This is a genomic window from Psychroserpens sp. (genome assembly GCF_036960315.1).
Lineage (GTDB): Bacteria > Bacteroidota > Bacteroidia > Flavobacteriales > Flavobacteriaceae > Psychroserpens.
This window is the reverse complement of record NZ_JBALVR010000003.1, coordinates 412858-432194: the sequence shown is the minus strand read 5'-3', so window position 1 is coordinate 432194 and position 19337 is coordinate 412858. Positions and strand designations below refer to the sequence as shown.

Below are 19337 nucleotides of genomic sequence, written 5' to 3'. Positions count from 1 at the left end.
ATAAAATGGATTTATCTGTATCTTCACCACAGCAAAAATACTATAATAAAGTGAGTCAAGACCATATCATTATTAGAGAAATTCGGCCTGGTGATAATCCGCAAATAGAAGCTGTAATTAAGGACTGTTTTCCAGAATTTGAAATTCCTTTAAAAGGTACCGCTTACGAAGATTCTGAAACTCCTCATATGTACGAATCTTATCAAGGTGAAAGAGAAGTGTATTTTGTTGTAGCCTCAGAAAACGAAGTTCTAGGAGGCGCAGGCATAAAGCAACTTCAGAATTTTGATGATAATGTATGCGAGCTTCAAAAGATGTATTTTTCACCAAAGATTAGAGGAAAAGGTTTTGGGAAACAGATGTTCGAGAAATGTTTGAAAGCCGCCAAAGACTTTGGATATGAGACATGTTATTTAGAATCGGCTTCACAATTAAAAGCTGCGATTCATATTTATGAGGAATTTGGGTTTACACACCAAACAAAGCCTTTAGGGAATACAGGACATTATTCTTGTGGTGTTTGGATGACGAAAGCGTTATGAGATTAAAAGATATTCAGGATATTTATCATAAGGAATTAGATGAGCTCTACGGAAAAAATGAAGTCGATTCTTTTTTCAACTTGGTTATGGAGCATTATTTGAAATTGGATAGAATGCATCTTTTTATGGAACCTGAGCATGTTGTGACCAAAACTGAAGAACAGCCACTCTTTGAAGCTTTAAATCAGTTGAAATTAGAACAACCCATTCAATATATTCTCGGCGAAACAGAATTTTATAGCTTGCCTTTTAAAGTAAATGAGCACACATTAATTCCACGTCCAGAAACAGAAGAATTAGTCGCTCTTATTATAGATAATGTCACTTCGAGTGCAGTCAAGAAGCCTCTCAAGATTCTCGATATCGGAACAGGAACAGGATGCATTGCGATTTCATTAGCAAAACATCTTATAAAAGCACAAGTTTCTGCGATAGATGTTTCCGAAGGTGCGTTAGAAATTGCGAAACAAAATGCTGAGTTAAATGAGGTTGGTGTGGCGTTTATCCAAGACGATATTCTTAAAACCTGTTATTCCGCATTTGATGCGGAATCCAATTATGACATCATCGTCTCCAATCCACCATACGTTCGCAACTTGGAGAAAGCTGAAATACAACCCAACGTTCTCAATAACGAACCCCATTTAGCCTTATTTGTGGATGATGAGAACCCTTTGCAGTTTTACAACGCTATTTGTGAATTTGCACAACTAAATTTAAAAAATGGCGGCACCTTATATTTTGAAATCAACGAATATCTAGGAGAGGAGATGGTCGAGCTATTAAAAGCGTTCAGTTTTAAAAACGTTGAATTAAAAAAAGATCTATTTGGAAAAGATCGAATGATAAAAGGTGTGAAATAACTAATCCATTAAATCATTCAACGTTTTAATCTTCAAATCATTCAATGTATTCACTTCAGTTTCAAATTCAATTGTAACGGTTTCATTAGGTGTCAAATCAAAATAGTTATCGCTAAAATGACCTTTGACTTTCGTGTATAGATACACATTTTTTTGAAGTGTTGTACTTCGTAATGTTATTTGAAATCCGTTAACAGTTTTGGTTATGGTTTGTTCTATCGGCGCTTTTTGGAGTTTTAAATCTTTGGGTTTTGCTAGATAAAAAGAATAGATTTTATTATTAAAGGAAGAGCTAACAAAGACTTCATTTTTATTCAAGTTAAGTGATGACAAATTTAATTGATGTTTGATTTCGCTAGAATTACCTTCAATGTTTAATCCTTTTGAGTATTCCTTAATAATAGTGCCATTAAAATCTAAAATTTTAATCGATAACATATCATAGAATGATCCAGTATTATCATTAATGATATACGTTTTTAAAATATTATCTTCTTCAATATTAGAAACCAATACATTCTCAAAACTCTTTTTAGCCTGATAATGCAAAGCTTTCCAATTTCCGAAGTAATCAATACTCGACCAAGACACAGCTGGCCAACAGTCGTTCAATTGCCAAAACAAAGTTCCCATATTATAAGGTCTCGCCCTGCGGTGTGCTTCAATACCTTTCGTAATACCATAGGCTTGTAATAACTGACTCACATACACATAATCTTCAGCGTTATCTGGAACAGAAAAATCGCGTTGCATATACTCGTCTATAAGTTGAAATCCGCGAATATGCTTTTGATGATTTTTAAAACCTTCCGAAGCTATTTCAATAGAATCACTTTGATTGATATACCGAATAGCTTCATAACTTGGAAACGACTGAAATCCAAACTCACTCATAAAACGAGGGACATTCTCTTCTAAATGTTCAAAAGGGTAGGCGTCATGCCAAATCCACCAATCGTGAGCATCGCCTTCGGTTTTATATTTTGGATTGCCTCGACCATAACGTGGGGAAGATTGCCAGTAACTGACATTTGAGTATTTACGCACTGTTGCAGGAAGAATACTATCAAAGACTTTTAGGTAGTTGCTCCAGATTTCTTCTTTTTCCGAATCACTTCTTCCATCCTGCCAGCCCCAACGACGCCAACCTTCGGAGTTTTCATTATTGCCACACCATAAAGCAATTGAGGCGTGGTTACGTAAACGTATGACATTTTGAGTAGCTTCTTCTTGTACATTCTCAAGGAAGTCTTTGTCTCCAGGATACATGGCACAAGCAAACATAAAATCTTGCCAAATTAAAATGCCTTTTTCATCACATAGATCATAAAAGATATCATTTTCATAAATGCCACCTCCCCAAACACGGAGCATATTCATATTGGCATCAACCACATCATTTAATAGATTTTCATAATGTGCATCAGTGACTTTGTTTTGCATACTGTTTTGCGGAATGTAATTTGCACCTTTCATATACACAGGAACGTCATTCACTATAAAATAGAAGGATTCGCCAATCGTATCTTGTTCGTTAACCAGCTCAATTGTTCTCAAGCCTCTCTTAATTTCAATACTGTCTAAAACTTTATTTTCGTTTCTAACCTTAATCTTTATATCGTATTGATAAGGCTCTCCTATATTGTGAGGCCACCATCGTTTTGGGTTTTTAATTTCAAAAAGAAATGGTAAACCGTCACCAGTCATTTTAAAACCATGTGATTTATGAAAAATGTCGTTTATATACAAATCAGCGTAAATGTCACCTTTTAGAGATATGTTATAAAGTAAATTTGCACTAAGTTGAGCAACAGAGTCATTTAATTTAAGTTGTTGGATTTGCAGTTGATTAATTTTAAAATCGTTCCAAGCACTTAAAGAAACAGGTTTCCAAATCCCACTAGTATTCAGTTTCGGTCCCCAATCCCAACCATACTGAAATTGTGCTTTTCGCGTAAATATGCGATTGCCTTCTGGAAGTTGATAAGCGAGTTTGGATTTCTCTTGTTCTTCGGAAATGGATGTGCGTTCAAATACAATGCGTAAATCATTTTGAGGTTTTAGAGCCGATTTAACATCTACTGAAAACTCTCTGAATGCATTATCTGTTTTCAGAATTAAACTATCATTTAAAAAGACTGAAGCATAAGTGTCTAGGCCTTCAAAATTGAGTTCGATGTGTTTTTTCTGAAGTGTTGCTTTGTCAACTAAAAATGTGGTTTTGTATTCCCAATCGGTATCTGAAATCCATTGTAAGCTGTCTTCATTGGCTCCAATAAATGGATGATCGATTAACTTATGATCTAACAAATCGGAATGTACATTTCCCGGAACCTTAGCCGATTCCCAAACCGAATCTTTTACAGCTTTAAATGACCAGCCCTCTTGTAACTCAATTGTCAAAGGCATATCGTGCTTCGGTTGACAGCTCATTAACGTTATAAGAATGATTACTAAAACACTATGCTTCATTTGCAATCGCTTTTAAAATGGCTTTAATTTCTTCTGTACTAGATTCCGTTTGAGGTGTGTTTCCAAAATATGCTGAAGATTCTGTATGTATAACTTCGGAAGCAGACGCATGGATTTCATCAAAACCAGCGTCTTTGAATGTCTTAACATTTTTCGAAGAGACACCACTTCCAACCAAAATCGTAATTCGGTTTTGAGCTTGTCGCTTTAATGCTTTTAATGTGTCTAAACCACTAATAGCTTTGGGCTGTTGGCCTGAGGTTAAAATTTTATCAACACCTAATTTGATGAGTCTTTTTAAAGCATTTTCTGGGTTGGGAACTAGGTCGAAGGCACGATGAAAGGTAAAGGATAATGGTCTTGATAATTCTATAAGCTCTCGAGTTCTTTCAATATCTATGGTGTTGTCGGGATTTAAAACACCAGACACAATACCTTGGCAACCTAGTTTTTTACAGATTTGAATATCATTTTTCATGACTTCAAATTCTTGTTCGGTATAACAGAAATCCCCACTTCGTGGCCTAATTAAGACAAAGGTTTCTATTGCTAATTCATGAGCTACTTGTTTAATCAAACCATAACTTGGCGTAATGCCTCCAATGGATAATTCGCTACAAAGTTCGATACGATGAGCTCCAGCATCTTTTGCGTTTTTAGCAGACTGGTATGAGTTGGCGCAGATTTCTAATTTCATATGTATTTCCTGCCAAGGCAGGAGTCTTTTAATTATTTTTCAATTTATATAGATTCCGCATCAAGTGCGGAATAACAGGTCAGTTAATTATGATTTCGTCAATAAACGTCCAAGCTTTTTGTCCTGCACCTTGTTTACCATCTGGAATAATGCCGTAGTTTGGGATTTTTAAATATATATATCTAGTATTTACATTGGCTTTAATAACAATATCAACGATCGTTTTTTCTGAATTTTGTATTTCAACTTTTGAATCTATTCCATGTGAACTGAATCCAAATTCAATTACTTCAGGTGCATAAATCCATTGTCCGTTGCCATTATGAAATCGCGTTTCTATAGAATTAATTTTTGTGTCTTCTCCCAAATCAATTGTAATCTCAATATCTTCTCCCCAAAATCCTAACCATTCTTTATCACCAAATCTAGAATCGCTTCCAGAGACCCCATTAATTAATCCTTGAGGTCCACTTCCAGAATAAGAGTTATGTGGTGTTTTGTTGATGGTTATTGTTTTGCCAACCGCTTTATGGTAATTAATGGTTTCAGAAAATATATTTCCAAGGCCTTTTTCGGAATTGAAGACAGCAGCTTTAATAGTACTGCTTTTAGTTATAGGAATTGATTGCGTATATATTTCCGAAGACAAACTAGGTTTAGAACCATCTAAAGTATATCTAATGGCTTTGTCATCTATAGTTGTTGAAAGCGCATAAGATGTTGTATTATTCTCTGAAATGAGTTCACCTGAAATCTCATATAAATGATTCGCATAGTTGATATCCAATGCATCGAGTCGTTTATTGAAATGCTCTACACGCTTGGTGAAATCTGAATACACTTTATTTTCATTTTTAGACCAAACCACTTCACTCATAGCCAGTAGTCGCGGGAAGACCATATACTCAACTTGGTCTTCAGTTGGCATGTATTCGGTCCAGATATTTCCTTGTGCGCCTAAAATGTATTTAGCTTCGTCTTCATTTAATTCTGAAGGAATCGGATTAAACCCATACACTTTTTCTAAAGGTAGAAATCCGCCAATAGCCGTTGGTTCATCAGGATCTGTTGACTGATAATAATCAAAGTAACAATGCGACGTTGGTGTCATTACGACATTGTGTTTTTGTTTTGCGGCTTCTACTGCGCCTTTAGTTCCTCGCCAAGACATGACTGTGGCGTTAGGAGCAAGTCCGCCTTCTAAAATTTCATCCCAACCAATAATTTGTTTGCCTTTGGCGTTGAGGTATTTCTCTATACGAGTGATAAAATAATTTTGAAGTTCATGTTCGTCTTTTAGGCCTTCCGTTTTAATACGGTTTTGACATTGTTCACAGGTTTTCCAATTGGTTTTTGGTGCTTCGTCACCACCAATGTGAATATATTCACTTGGAAATAGCGAAATCACTTCATCTAAAACATCTTCAAGAAATTCAAAAGTTTCATCTTTGGAGCAATAAATATGTTCGAAAACACCCCATTTAGTTGCAACGTCGACTTGCTCTCCAGTACAACCTAAATTAGGATACGCAGCGATAGCCGCTTGTGCATGTCCAGGGAGTTCAATTTCGGGAATTACAGTCACATAGCGAGATTGCGCATAAGCTACGATGTCTTTAACTTCTTCCTGTGTGTAAAATCCGCCATAGCGTTTCCCGTCAAATTGATGCGGTTGATCACTGTAATGGCCAATTAAGGTTTCATTTCTGTAAGCTGCAACCTCTTGAAGTTTTGGGTATTTTTTAATTTCTATTCGCCAGCCTTGATCTTCGGTGAGGTGCCAATGGAACGTATTCATTTTGAGCATGGCAAGCGCATCAATATAGGATTTGATAAAGTCTACCGAAAACATATGTCGTCCCACATCTAAGTGCATACCACGATACTGGAATTGAGGAGCATCTGTTATCGTCATGCATGGAATGCTTACTTTTTCTTCTGAAATTGAATTGTTTTCAAATCCTGTAGGTAACAATTGTCTTAAAGTTTGTACAGCATAAAAAGCACCTTGATCTGTTTTTGCACTAATTGTTATTTGATAAGGTTGAATATCGAGTATATAACCTTCAAGATTTTCAATGGTGTCATCTAATACAAATTGAATATCATTATTGTCTTCTAATTGTATGTCACTGCCTTCATGTATAAAATTCCAAAGAAAGTCGCCAGAGACTTTAAAGGTGTCGTCGTAAGAAATTCCGATACTATTATCTAAAACGAAATGTCCTTTGTTTAAGATTTGACTAGTTGGTACAGGAATAATTTGCGGAATTTCAGGCACATACCCTTCAGATTTACAATTGAATAAAAAGCTGATAAAAACACTGAGTGCTACAATTTTTTTGAAAGACATTTTAGTATATTAGAAGCTTTAAAGATAACTTTTTTCACGACGATTTTAATGAGTGTAGAACAAAAAATAAATAGCCTTCGCGAAGAGCTTCGCGAGCATAATTATAACTATTATGTCCTCGATAATCCAACCATTAGCGATTATGACTTTGATATCAAATTAAAGGCGCTTCAATCTCTAGAAGAAACACATCCAGAATTTCACGATGCCAATTCACCAACCTTAAGAGTGGGAGGAGAAGTCACTAAAAATTTTAATACTGTGGTTCATGAGCATCGCATGTATTCGTTGGATAATTCGTATTCTAAAGAGGATTTATTAGATTGGGAAAAGCGCATTAAAAAAATGGTTGATGGCCAAGTGAATTATACCTGTGAATTAAAATATGATGGAGCATCTATTAGTTTAACCTATGAAAATGGAAGTTTATTAAGAGCTGTAACACGAGGCGACGGAACTCAAGGTGATGAAGTGACTGCTAATATTAAGACTATTAATTCTGTGCCTTTGCAACTGAAAGGTAATTTTCCACAGAAGTTTGATATTCGCGGTGAAATCGTTTTACCGTTTGAAGGCTTCAATAAAATGAATGAGGAGCGATTAGAAGCAGGAGAGGAGCTTTACCGGAATCCGAGAAATACAGCCTCTGGTAGTTTGAAATTACAGAATAGTGCCGAAGTAGCCAAACGACCTTTAGAATGTTTATTATATAGTATAAAAGGAAATAACTTAGGTTTTTCAAGCCAGTTTGAAAGTCTGGAGAAAGCAAGGCAAATGGGATTCAAGGTTCCTAAAGCGGCAAAATTGACAACTTCTATAGATGAAGTATTAGAATTTGTAGAGTATTGGGATATACATCGACACGATTTGCCTTATGAAACTGATGGTGTAGTCATTAAAGTGAATAATCTTCAGCAACAAGAAGAATTAGGTTATACTGCAAAAGCACCTCGTTGGGCAATGGCTTATAAGTTTAAGGCAGAGCAAGTATCGACACGTTTAAATGAAATCACGTATCAGGTTGGTCGTACAGGAGCGATTACTCCTGTAGCCAACTTAGAGCCGGTAGAATTAGCAGGAACAACGGTTAAGAGAGCTTCTTTACACAATGCAGATCAAATAGAAAAACTGGACATTAGAGAAGGCGATGAGGTCTATGTTGAAAAAGGCGGAGAGATTATCCCGAAGATTATTGCAGTCGATTTAAGTAAACGTCCAGCAGGTTCTGTGCCTACATTATATATAGCGCATTGTCCTGAATGTGAAACTGAACTCATAAGGCAAGAAGGTGATGCAAAACATTATTGCCCGAATTATAATGGTTGTAATCCGCAAATCATTGGTCGGATTCAGCATTACATTTCTAGAAAAGCCATGGATATTGAAGGTTTAGGAGGTGAAACTGTAGCCCTTTTGGTTAATGAAGGTTTGATTTTAGATTATTCAGATTTGTATACATTAACAAAGGATGACGTGTTGCCATTGGAGCGAATGGCAGATAAAAGTGCCGAGAATTTGGTAAATGGTATTGTAGCGTCTAAGCAAATTCCGTTTGAGCGTTTGCTATTTGGTTTAGGAATCAGATATGTTGGAGAAACGGTTGCTAAGAAATTAGCAAAACACTATAAACGTATTGATGCTATAGCAAATGCTTCGGTTGAGGATTTGATATCGGTTGATGAAATTGGTGACCGAATCGCAGAGAGTGTAATAGAGTTCTTTTCTTCCGAAGCGAATAAAGACATTATTGAGAAATTAAGACATCATGGACTTCAGTTAGAGATATCTGCGGAAAAATTAGCCAACCAAACTGATATACTTAAAGGATTATCTATAGTAGTCTCTGGTGTGTTTCAATCGGTTTCGAGAACCGAACTCAAAAAATTAATTGAAGATAATGGCGGGAAGGTCTCATCTTCAATATCTTCAAAGACGAGTTTTTTGGTTGCAGGTGACAAAATGGGACCGAGTAAGCTTGCTAAAGCAGAAACTCTGGGAGTGTCAATAATTTCGGAAAATGATTTCTTGTTAAAATTGAAATAAAATTCCTACTTTTTGATTAATTTCATCGATTAAATGCGTTTTTATTCGTTTACATGTCATTTTTACATATATTTGTTTTGCTATTAACAAACAGATTATGAACATAAGTAAAATTTTAGGAATCATTATTATAGTTCTAAGTGTGCTATTTTTAGGACTTCAAGCTCTAGGACGAGAGCTTGATGCTTTTGGTGTAAAAGCACTTGCGATGACTTTATTAACCTTGCTCTATTTTTTTAGTGCAAAGCAGAGGAATGTCCTTTTTATTCTGTTTTTAGTAACCTATTCTGGAGCCGAGATTCACAATTACTTGACATATAATACCTTTCCGTCTGAAGACGCGAATTATGACATGCCTTATTTAATTGGTAACGCACTATATGTCTCAGCATACTTGTTTTTAATTGCTAGAATATTTACAATAATGAACTTTAAGAGATCAATTTCACGATTCCCATTTCAATCATTATTGCTTTTTGTATTGGGAACATTTGTAGTTTACATGATTACAGATCTATCAAAGCTTGAGTTAGGTTTCGACTATACTTATGCTGTAGAGATGATATATAATACTGTGATTATGTTTTTAGTTTGTTTAGCGTTGATTAACTATATGTATAACGATACAAAAAAATCAATGAATCTACTTATTGGCTCTATTTGTATTGTGTTTTCTGAAGTCATACAAATCGCTTATTTTTACATATCAAACGTGGACAATACCTTAAGTGTGGTGTATTCTTTATTTCTTGTGTTGGCTTTCGTGTTCTTTTACTGCCAATCTAGATTAAAACAAGAGTATAATACAGTTTACGAAGCGCATCAAGAATTAAATATCTAGAGTTTCTCACCAATTATTGGAATATCCCCTTTCTGTAAATGCATCATTATCGCGCCACCAACGCTACCAATGACTAGCATTGCTCTAGTCTCAAGCTGTTTTTTTTAAAAGTAAGAGTATGTCGGCAATGAGTTCTGCTATACCGATTCTGGTAATAGGTTCAAGACCAACCTTAGTAAATATGTAAACACTGTCTGGATGTATATTAAATTTAAACCCCAAAGTTTGTATCAAGATAACTGCAATAAATAAGTCGCAAAAGTTATTGGAAGATTTTTTTCATAATATAAGTGTATTGTCTATTAGATAATTATAAAATATAAACATACGCTAAGAGTTCAAAAAATCAAAAAAATCGATAAAATGTATATTTTTAACGTTGAAATACATATATTTCACTATATTTACCTTAGCCTATTATAAAATCTATCATGCGAAAAACGAAGAAATTAAAGCCAAATATGGTGTTAGTTATCGTCTTATGTACGTTGTTGCTATGTATTTCAATGGCGACATACTATGACCTTATTATTTTGCCAAAGATTTCAAAATTGATTACGGTCACTATTTTGTTCTCCTTCTATTTTTGTCAACTCAATAAGATGGCTAATGTATTTCTCTCTATTTTCTTAATATTCTTTATTGGAGATGCACTATCGGTTTTTGATTTTGGTGAGATCTCTTCGCAGCTTTCTAAATCTATGTATATAGGCGCATATTTGTTATTGATTTTTGTGCTATTAGGAAAATTGAAGAAGGTGAAATTCGAAGGTTTAGTTACAGTTTACCTAGCATTGGTGCTATTGCTTAATTCATATTTTTTATATGCACTGTATGGTGTTGCAAAAGAAAACTTTATAGACGATATAGATTTGGTATTATATATATGTCATGGCATTACGCTCATTGCAATGACTTATTTTGCTTTTGCAGTCTATTTGAGTCGTGAAACAGTACAATCAATCACATTCTTGTTAATGGTATTTTGCTTTGTGTTTTCTGATGTGTTGTATTACATCTGTCAGTTATATGTCTATTTCTGGATATTTGAGGTATTCGAAGGTATTTTGCATACTAGTGGTCTGTTCTTACTTTATAAGTATGTATACGATCATCACACGCACAGAAACAGTGATAAACGTATCAATTTTTCAGAATATTTTATACCTACAACCGAAAAGTTAAAACAGATTAGAGTCAATTTCTAATTAGACAATTATTGAGGTGCCCTTTGCTGCTTTATTTTTATCGGCATCAAAATAGAAATCTATTTTCCCTAAATTAATTCCGTAACATCCAACCTGGTTAACGAGTAAATTTTTTCCTTCGGAATTCTTTACAACCGTAGGTTTCTTTAAAAAGGTATGTGTATGTCCACCAATAATCAAATCGATGTCTTTAGTGACTTCAGCCAATTTAAGATCACTTATTTTTTCCGAATTACGGTAGTTATAACCCAAATGTGACAAGCAGATAATCAGATCACAGTGTTCATTCTGTTTTAAAATTCGGGTCATTTCTTGAGCGCTTTCAGTAGGATCAAGGTATTTGGTTTCCTTATACATTTTTTTATCTACAAGTCCGCCGAGTTCAATTCCTAATCCGAAGATACCTATCTTAATACCATTTTTAACAATAATACGATATGGCTTTACGTGTGTATCCATAATTGTATTAGAAAAATCATAATTAGCCGACACAAAATCAAACTTCGCGTGAGGTAATTGAGCGTAGAGTCCGTCAATACCATTGTCAAAATCATGATTTCCAATGGTTGCGACATCATATTTAAGCATACTCATAAGCTTAAACTCCAATTCGCCACCATAATAATTAAAGTAAGGTGTCCCTTGAAAAATATCTCCAGCATCCAATAATAAGGTGTTTGGGTTTTCTTTTCTAATCGCTTCAATTAAACTTGCACGTCTTGCAACACCACCTTGATTAGGGTTTCGTCCATCGTCTGGTCCAAAAGCATCAATATGGCTATGTACATCGTTAGTATGTAAAATGGTAATTTTTTTAGATGCTGGTGCAAATGATGTTAAACCCATTCCGCCAAGACCAATTAAAGTCGAAGCTACAGCTGTTTGTTGTAAAAACTCTCTTCTTTTCATTTGATTAATTTTTTAGCTGAATAAATCGGTTATCAATAACTGGATTGAGTGTGTCTGTTTTTTTGAAATAGTCTATGAGTACATTTCTAATCTTATAGTCTAAAACGTAAAGGCTATCATTGGGTTTAAAGAAATCCATGTGGTCACCTCCATTATATAAATAGTCATTAGTAGCCACATTATATGTTTTACTAAAATCTAATGCTTTGCCATTAAGACCTGCAGACTTAAAATTGCCGTCGATATCTAAAACAATATTTAATTTTGAAATAGGATGAGCTCGCTTGGCTCTTACTAAATAATCGATGAGCTCTTTCACTTGCGCTCCTTTGAGTTTAACGACAACAATCGAGTTATCGAAAGGCATGACTTCGTAAGCAGTTCTAGACGTAATATTTCCTTTGGAAATAATAGAGCGAATACCACCATGATTTAATAACACAAAATCAATGTCTTTACCAGATCTGCTTTTAAAAATAGGATTAGATTCTTCGTATACAGCGTCTGCCATCATATTGCCAATTGCGGTATTGAATTCACCATCAGATTTAGTATAGGTAGCTACTGCGTAAGTTAAAATACTATCGAGGTTTTTATTAACGTTCTCTCTATAAGGTTTAATGAAGTTTTCAATGTCAGAATTTGTTTGTAAGCTATCTGAAATATTAATTTGTTGACCTTCAATTTTATAAAGATGAACGTCTTTTTTGCATGAGCTGAAAATTATCAGGCAAATGATAAGCAAACTATGTTTATAATTCATGGAATATTTTTGAATGAGTTCAAAATCGTACAAGGTGTTTTTACTACTTTTGTACAAAGCATAAATATAAATGATTTTAAAGGCATTTAAGACAAAATCAAATCAAAAATACATCAACAAATTGTTAAATGCTAGACGTGTTGAGGTGCGTCATACTAAAATGAATACTGTTGGTGTGATTTTAAATAGAAGTGAGTTCTCAGATTTTGAGGCGTTTAGAGCCTATTTTAAGAGCTTGGGGATGCAGCAAGCTCGGACAAAAATTATTGCTTTTGTAGAAGATCCAAAAGATTCAAATGAACTTTGGGATACCTATTTTAATCCGAAGGATTTTGGATGGAAAGGAAAGATAAAGAATATCGACCTACAGAGCTTTATTGATACAAAGTTTGATGTTTTAATAAGCTTTTATAGAGAAAGTCATCTAGAGCTTGATATGATTACGGCATCATCAAAAGCCAATTTTAAAGTTGGATTGACAGACGAAGATGACAGATTATATGATTTGATGATAGATGTAGAAACGAAAAATTTCAATGTTTTTAAAGAAGAATTAAAAAAGTATTTAACAGTTTTAAATAAATTATAATGACTAAATTTCATGGTACTGGTGTCGCCATTATTACACCATTTAATGCAGATCTTACAGTAGATCACAATGCGTTGTCAAACTTGGTGAATTTCAATATCGAAAACGGTACAGATTATATCGTGATTTGTGGTACAACAGGAGAAAGTGTAACCATTACCAAACGTGAAAAACAGGATATTATAAAGACGATTATTAAAACTAATAATGGTCGTGTGCCCTTAGTTTTAGGAATTGGTGGAAATAATACGGCTCAAGTTGTCGATGAAGTTAAAAACACCGATTTAAACCAAATAGACGCCCTTTTATCTGTGTCGCCATATTATAGTAAACCAACACAGGAAGGGATTTATCAGCATTTTAAAGCCATTTCAGAAGCATCACCAATTGATATTATTATGTACAATGTTCCTGGTCGTACATCATCTAATATGTCACCAGAAATGACCTTGCGTTTGGCAAAGGATTTTAAAAATATTATTGCTGTAAAAGAGGCTGGAAATAATGTACATCAGTATTTAAAACTACTTCGTGATAAGCCAGAAGATTTTTTAGTTATTTCAGGTGATGATGATTTGGTTTTAGGTGTTGTGTTAGCTGGTGGAGCAGGAGTTATATCTGTTTTGGGTCAGGCAATTCCTAAGAAATTTACAACAATGATTAACTTAGGATTAGCAGGGAAAGCTAAGGAAGCTTACCAAATTCATTTTGATTTAATGGATTTAACCTCTCTTATTTTTTCAGAAAACAATCCAGCAGGTATCAAAGCGGTTTTGGAAACTTTAGGTCTGTCTAAATCTGCAGTGAGATTACCATTGGTTGAAGCCACTGATGAACTTAAAGAAAAGATTAAAATTGCACTACAAAAATTAGATTAAAATTTTAAAAGTTAAATATTACTTAAACATAACAAGAGCCTAATTTCAACTGTTATTTTTGGGTAGAAATTTTTGTTTTTATTATACGTTATAAATACGTACTTTTGCAACCTGTTTTTATTTATGAAGAAATTAGTTTACTTATTAGCGATTTTATTAGGACTCAACTCCTGTAGCGAATACCAAAAGGCGTTAAAGTCTGAAGATATCAAAACCAAGTTTGAGTTAGGGACCAAGTTGTACGATGCTGGCAAATACAATAAAGCCAATAGGCTGTTTGCACAGATTGTGCCTAATTATGTTGGTAAGCCTCAAGCGGAAAAGTTAATGTACATGTATGGGATGACATTCTATTACACCAAACAGTATTTAGCGGCAGGTTATCAATTAGCTCGTTTTGAAAAGAGTTATCCTAATAGTGTGAAAGCTGAGGAGACCGGATATTTTTCAGCAAAAAGTTATTATGATGTTTCTCCTATTTACAGTAAAGAGCAACAAGAAACGGTTGAAGCTTTAGAAAAACTGCAGTTGTTTGTCAATAAATATCCAGATTCAGAATATTTGCCTAAAGCGAATAAGTTAATCAAAGAATTGGATTACAAATTAGAACGTAAAGCATTCGAAATTGCTAAACAATATAATCAGATTGCTTATTTTGAGTCCTCAGATTATGAAGCAGCTATTAAGGCATTTGATAATTTCTTGGCAGATCATCCAGGAACAAGCTTTAGAGAAGCAGCAATGTATTACAGATTGGATTCTGCTTACAAACTCGGAATTAATAGTATTAAGGGAAAAAAGCAAGCGCGATTAAATACAGCAATCAATTATTATAATTCTTTCAAGAAGTTTTATCCGAATTCTGAATTCAATGAAGACATTGATAAAATGAACGAGGAAATGACAACAGCTTTGCAACAATACAATACGAAAAGTTAATTTACATATACAATGGATTTAAAAAAGACCGATGCTCCTGTATCAACAGAAACTTATGATAGAAATATCATTGACGCTCAAACAGATAATATCTACGAAGCAATTTCTGTTATAGCTAAAAGAGCAGAACAGATTAACACAGATATCAGACGTGAATTGGTTGACAAACTAGAAGAGTTTGCAACTTACAATGATAGTCTTGAAGAGATCTTTGAAAACAAAGAGCAAATCGAAGTGTCTAAATTCTACGAAAAATTGCCTAAGCCACACGCTTTAGCTGTTCAAGAATGGTTAGACGATAAGATTTATTACAGAAATACTGACGACGACGTTCAGGAATAATACAAGCATGTCTTCTATACTAAGTGGCAAAAATATATTACTAGGCATAACTGCTGGTATTGCTGCTTACAAGACAGCTAACCTAGTTAGGTTATTTATAAAAGCAGGCGCAAACGTAAAGGTCGTTATGACGCCTGCTTCTAAAGACTTCATTACACCTTTAACACTTTCAACATTATCTAAAAATCCAGTCTATTCTTCGTTTACTAATGAAGATGATGATAAAGAGATGTGGAATAACCACGTAGAACTAGGCCTTTGGGCCGATTTGTTTATCATCGCACCAGCAACTGCCAATACCATGTCTAAAATGGCAAATGGCACTTGTGACAACTTGTTAATGGCAACGTATCTTTCAGCTAAATGTCCTGTGTATTTTGCACCTGCAATGGATTTAGATATGTATAAACACCAATCCACTAAAAATTCTTTTGAAAAATTGAATTCCTACGGAAATGTTATGATTCCAGCGACATCTGGAGAATTAGCAAGTGGACTTGTTGGTGAAGGACGTATGGCAGAACCTGAAGATATCATTTCGTTTGTTGAAAATGATATTTTGGATACACTTCCGCTTCGCGGAAAAAAACTATTAATTACTGCTGGTCCAACTTACGAAGCTATAGATCCTGTTCGATTTATAGGGAATCATTCTAGTGGTAAAATGGGTTTCGAAATAGCTAAAGCGGCAGCCAATTTGGGTGCTGAGGTCATCTTAGTTTCTGGACCATCACATCAAACAGTAACCCATAGTCTAATTGATGTGATTCGTGTAACTAGTGCTCAAAAGATGTATGACGAGTGTCATAAGTTTTTTGATACTGTAGACATCGCTATACTTTCGGCAGCAGTTGCAGATTATAGACCAAAAAATATTGCAGACCAAAAAATAAAAAAGAAGGAAACAACGTTTACTATTGAGTTAGAAAAAACTAAAGACATTTTAAAATCTTTAGGAGCGATTAAAAAACAACAATTTCTTGTTGGTTTTGCATTAGAGACTAATAACGAACTGGAGTACGCTAAAAGAAAACTAGAGGCCAAAAATTTAGATTTAATTGTACTAAATTCATTAAACGATAAAGGTGCAGGTTTTGGTGGTTCGACAAATAAAGTTACTTTTATAACAGCGTCGCTTGAAATCATTCAACATGAGTTGAAATCGAAAACTGAAGTGGCACAAGATTTAATGCAGCAAATTTTAAAACAAACACATGCGTAACTATTTAATTATTCTTTTAGTACTGGTTTCATTAGGTTCTTGGTCTCAAGAACTCAATTGCAATGTTGTCGTAAATGCTCAACAAACAGGTAATGAAAATAACCAAGTTTTTAAAACATTGGAACGTCAACTAAGAGAATTTGTGAACAATACACAATGGACAGACAAGAGTTATAAAAGTCAGGAGCGTATTGATTGTAGTATGGTCATTACCATAAATAGTTATGATACCGATCTTTTTCAAGGTACAATACAAGTGCAAAGCACTAGACCAATTTTTGGATCTACTTACGGTTCTCCTATCTATAATTATAATGATAAAGACTTCGGTTTTCAATATTTAGAATTTCAGAATTTTGTATACAATCCAAATCAATTTGAATCCAATTTGGTTTCTATGATTGCATTTCATGTGTATATGATATTGGGTTTAGATGGAGACAGTTTTTCTCAAAATGGAGGTCAAGAGCATTTTAAGCAAGCGCAAACCATTTTAAATTACTCACAACAAAATAGTGCAAAAGGATGGAAGCTTTCCGATGGTCAACAAACCCGTTTTGTGTTAATTGATAATATACTTTCACAAACTTTTAAAGAGTTTAGATCTGTATTGTATGGCTACCATCGTTTAGGTTTGGATATAATGAGTACCGAGGCAAAAGAAGGAAAACAGGCTATAGCTGAATCTATGCTAACGCTTCAATCCTTAAATAACCGTCGCCCGAATTCATATTTATTACGAGTGTTTTTTGATGCTAAAGCCGATGAGATTCAACAGGTATTTACTGGTGGTCCAAATGTTAACGTTTCTGACTTGATATCTACATTGACCAAAATTGCTCCTATGCATGCTTCTAAATGGCGTGAAATAACGTTTTAAGCTCCTGTATTATTGCTTTGATTATCAAGTTTAGTAATTTCAATTTGTAAAAATTCACAAACCATTCTTAGTAATGTTTGCATTTAATGGTTGGTAATGAGTAAATTTGTTTAATGCCCATTATGGGCCTTTATTGGTTTTATGCTTACACAACTCACCATAAAAAACTATGCACTTATTGACGAACTTCAAGTGAGTTTCAATAATGGCCTAACTATTATTACTGGTGAAACAGGAGCAGGGAAGTCGATTTTGTTAGGAGGCTTGTCGCTCATTCTTGGGAAACGTGCCGACTTAAGCACAGTGAAAGATGCCTCTAAGAAATGTATTATTGAAGCGACTTTTGATATTGCTAAATACAATTTAAAATCCCTTTTTAAAATAGAAGGCCTAGATTACGAGTCACTTACAATCATTAGAAGGGAAATTTTGCCTTCAGGAAAGTCGAGAGCATTTATTAATGATACTCCAGTAAATCTAAGCAGCCTTCAGTTGTTGGGTGAATGTTTGTTGGATATCCATTCGCAACACCAAACCTTACAGTTGACTAATGATGATTTTCAATTTCAGATCATTGATGCATTAGCAGAAAATAATAAATCGCTTACCAATTATACGCAATCTTTAAAAATCTATAAAAATTTAGCACGTGAGCTGGACAATCTTCAGCAGCAAAAATCAGAATCACTAAAAGAATTAGATTATAATTTGTTTCTTTTAAAAGAGTTAGAAGAGGCAAAACTAGTAGCAGGAGAATTAGAGTCTTTAGAAGGTGAGTATGAAACGCTCAATAATATAGAAGAGATTGAAGAAAAATTATCGCAATCACATCAGTTATTAAATAATGAAGACATTGGCATCATTACCAATTTAACCGAAGTTAAAAACCAATTGGCTAAGTTATCAAGCTATGGGGAGTCTTATGATGCTATTTATCAACGTATCAATAGTAGTTTGATTGAATTGGATGATATGTTTTCTGAAATTGAAAACCTAGAAGAACAGCTTGAAGCAGACCCTAGCAGATTAGGATTTGTAAACTCCAAATTGCAAGTGCTTCATAATTTGATGCAAAAGCATACCGTAGCTTCCGTTGAAGAATTGATTATCATAAAGGATGAACTCTCCAATAAAGTATCGATTACAGAAAACCTGGACGTCACTATTTCAGCAAAAGAAAAAGAAATTGAAATAATAAAAAGCGAATTAAGATCCATTGCAGATACCATACATAATAATAGGACTCGAATTATTCCGAAGTTAATAGCGCAATTAGAATCTGTTTTGGCAACATTAGGAATGCCAAATGCGAAGTTTAAAATTGAATTGCAATCTTCAGATGCATTTTTGGCTAATGGGACAGATGTGCTGCAGTTCTTGTTTTCAGCAAATAAAGGCGGACAATTTAACGATCTAAAAAAGGCAGTTTCTGGAGGAGAGTTATCAAGAATAATGTTGGCTATTAAATCTATTTTATCGAAATACACGCAATTACCTACCATAATGTTTGATGAGATTGATACAGGTGTTTCTGGTGAAATATCTAATAAAATGGCGAACATCATGCAAGGTATGAGTAAAGCCATGCAAGTATTTACGATTACGCACTTGCCTCAAATTGCAGCAAAAGGCGATTCGCATTTTAAAGTTTATAAAGAAGATATTAATGAGATAACCCAAACCCAACTCAAAAAGCTAACTCCAGATGAGCGCATCGTCGAGATTGCACAAATGCTTGGTGGCACTAATGTTTCTAATTCGGCTTTAGAACATGCAAAGCAATTACTCAATTAATA

The 19337-nt window shown here is 34.3% G+C and carries 17 protein-coding genes; 12 read left to right on the top strand and 5 right to left on the bottom strand.

All coding sequences use genetic code 11. The features are described 5' to 3' along the window. The first annotated feature begins 5 nt into the window (after positions 1-5). Together V7719_RS07805 and prmC are read left to right on the top strand one after the other, a co-directional pair. Positions 6-542, top strand: a complete 537-nt coding sequence (locus V7719_RS07805; protein ID WP_335729319.1) for a GNAT family N-acetyltransferase — start codon at positions 6-8, stop codon at positions 540-542. Beyond that, entirely contained in the window at positions 539-1405 is an 867-nt protein-coding gene (gene prmC / locus V7719_RS07800; protein WP_335729318.1) for a peptide chain release factor N(5)-glutamine methyltransferase, read from the top strand. Before V7719_RS07805 ends, prmC begins: the two co-directional genes overlap by 4 nt. Here prmC and V7719_RS07795 read toward each other — a convergent pair whose 3' ends face one another. The 3 genes from V7719_RS07795 to V7719_RS07785 all read right to left on the bottom strand — a co-directional run bounded on the left by V7719_RS07795 (position 1406) and on the right by V7719_RS07785 (position 6927). Then, a complete protein-coding gene (locus V7719_RS07795; RefSeq protein ID WP_335729317.1) occupies positions 1406-3877 on the bottom strand; it encodes a beta-mannosidase in 2472 nt (823 codons plus the stop codon). Further along, positions 3867-4574 carry a copper homeostasis protein CutC gene (locus tag V7719_RS07790; protein ID WP_335729316.1) on the bottom strand — a complete coding sequence of 236 codons (708 nt, stop codon included), beginning with the start codon at positions 4572-4574 and terminating at the stop codon, positions 3867-3869. The genes V7719_RS07795 and V7719_RS07790 overlap by 11 nt, the downstream gene beginning before the upstream one ends. A gap of 79 nt (positions 4575-4653) precedes the next feature. Continuing rightward, the gene (locus tag V7719_RS07785; protein WP_335729315.1) at positions 4654-6927 is read right to left on the bottom strand and encodes a family 20 glycosylhydrolase; all 2274 of its coding nucleotides are present in this window, start codon (positions 6925-6927) and stop codon (positions 4654-4656) included. A gap of 48 nt (positions 6928-6975) precedes the next feature. Between V7719_RS07785 and ligA the strand changes: the two genes are divergently transcribed. The 3 genes from ligA (at position 6976) to V7719_RS07770 (ending at position 11019) form a co-directional block, all read left to right on the top strand. Beyond that, entirely contained in the window at positions 6976-8970 is a 1995-nt protein-coding gene (gene ligA, locus V7719_RS07780; protein ID WP_335729314.1) for an NAD-dependent DNA ligase LigA, read from the top strand. Positions 8971-9067: 97 nt separating this feature from the next. Beyond that, a complete protein-coding gene (locus V7719_RS07775; protein ID WP_335729313.1) occupies positions 9068-9811 on the top strand; it encodes a hypothetical protein in 744 nt (247 codons plus the stop codon). Positions 9812-10242: 431 nt separating this feature from the next. After that, positions 10243-11019, top strand: a complete 777-nt coding sequence (locus tag V7719_RS07770) for a hypothetical protein (protein WP_335729312.1) — start codon at positions 10243-10245, stop codon at positions 11017-11019. On the opposite strand, the gene V7719_RS07765 is transcribed toward V7719_RS07770, so the two are convergent. Next, entirely contained in the window at positions 11020-11928 is a 909-nt protein-coding gene (locus tag V7719_RS07765) for a bifunctional metallophosphatase/5'-nucleotidase (RefSeq protein WP_335729311.1), read from the bottom strand. It lies immediately after the preceding gene. A 4-nt stretch (positions 11929-11932) separates the two neighbouring features. Next, positions 11933-12691, bottom strand: coding sequence for a 5'-nucleotidase (locus V7719_RS07760; protein WP_335729310.1), 759 nt, complete (start codon positions 12689-12691; stop codon positions 11933-11935). Between the two features lie 70 nt (positions 12692-12761). Here V7719_RS07760 and V7719_RS07755 point away from each other — a divergent pair, with 70 nt between their 5' ends. The 7 genes from V7719_RS07755 to recN all read left to right on the top strand — a co-directional run bounded on the left by V7719_RS07755 (position 12762) and on the right by recN (position 19335). Further along, positions 12762-13280 (top strand): DUF6913 domain-containing protein, encoded by a 519-nt coding sequence (locus V7719_RS07755; RefSeq protein ID WP_335729309.1) that lies wholly within the window; start codon positions 12762-12764, stop codon positions 13278-13280. Further along, positions 13280-14158: a 4-hydroxy-tetrahydrodipicolinate synthase gene (dapA, locus tag V7719_RS07750; protein ID WP_335729308.1), complete on the top strand. Its 879-nt coding sequence runs from the start codon at positions 13280-13282 to the stop codon at positions 14156-14158. Before V7719_RS07755 ends, dapA begins: the two co-directional genes overlap by 1 nt. A 123-nt stretch (positions 14159-14281) precedes the next feature. Next, entirely contained in the window at positions 14282-15097 is an 816-nt protein-coding gene (locus V7719_RS07745; protein WP_335729307.1) for an outer membrane protein assembly factor BamD, read from the top strand. A 12-nt stretch (positions 15098-15109) separates the two neighbouring features. Beyond that, on the top strand, positions 15110-15439 hold the full coding sequence (locus V7719_RS07740; RefSeq protein ID WP_335729306.1) for a DNA-directed RNA polymerase subunit omega: 330 nt from the start codon (positions 15110-15112) through the stop codon (positions 15437-15439). A gap of 7 nt (positions 15440-15446) precedes the next feature. Further along, entirely contained in the window at positions 15447-16661 is a 1215-nt protein-coding gene (gene coaBC / locus V7719_RS07735) for a bifunctional phosphopantothenoylcysteine decarboxylase/phosphopantothenate--cysteine ligase CoaBC (protein WP_335729305.1), read from the top strand. After that, entirely contained in the window at positions 16654-17541 is an 888-nt protein-coding gene (gene porD / locus V7719_RS07730) for a type IX secretion system protein PorD (RefSeq protein WP_335729304.1), read from the top strand. Before coaBC ends, porD begins: the two co-directional genes overlap by 8 nt. A 141-nt stretch (positions 17542-17682) precedes the next feature. Beyond that, positions 17683-19335: a DNA repair protein RecN gene (gene recN, locus V7719_RS07725; protein WP_335729303.1), complete on the top strand. Its 1653-nt coding sequence runs from the start codon at positions 17683-17685 to the stop codon at positions 19333-19335. The last annotated feature ends 2 nt before the right edge of the window (positions 19336-19337 follow it).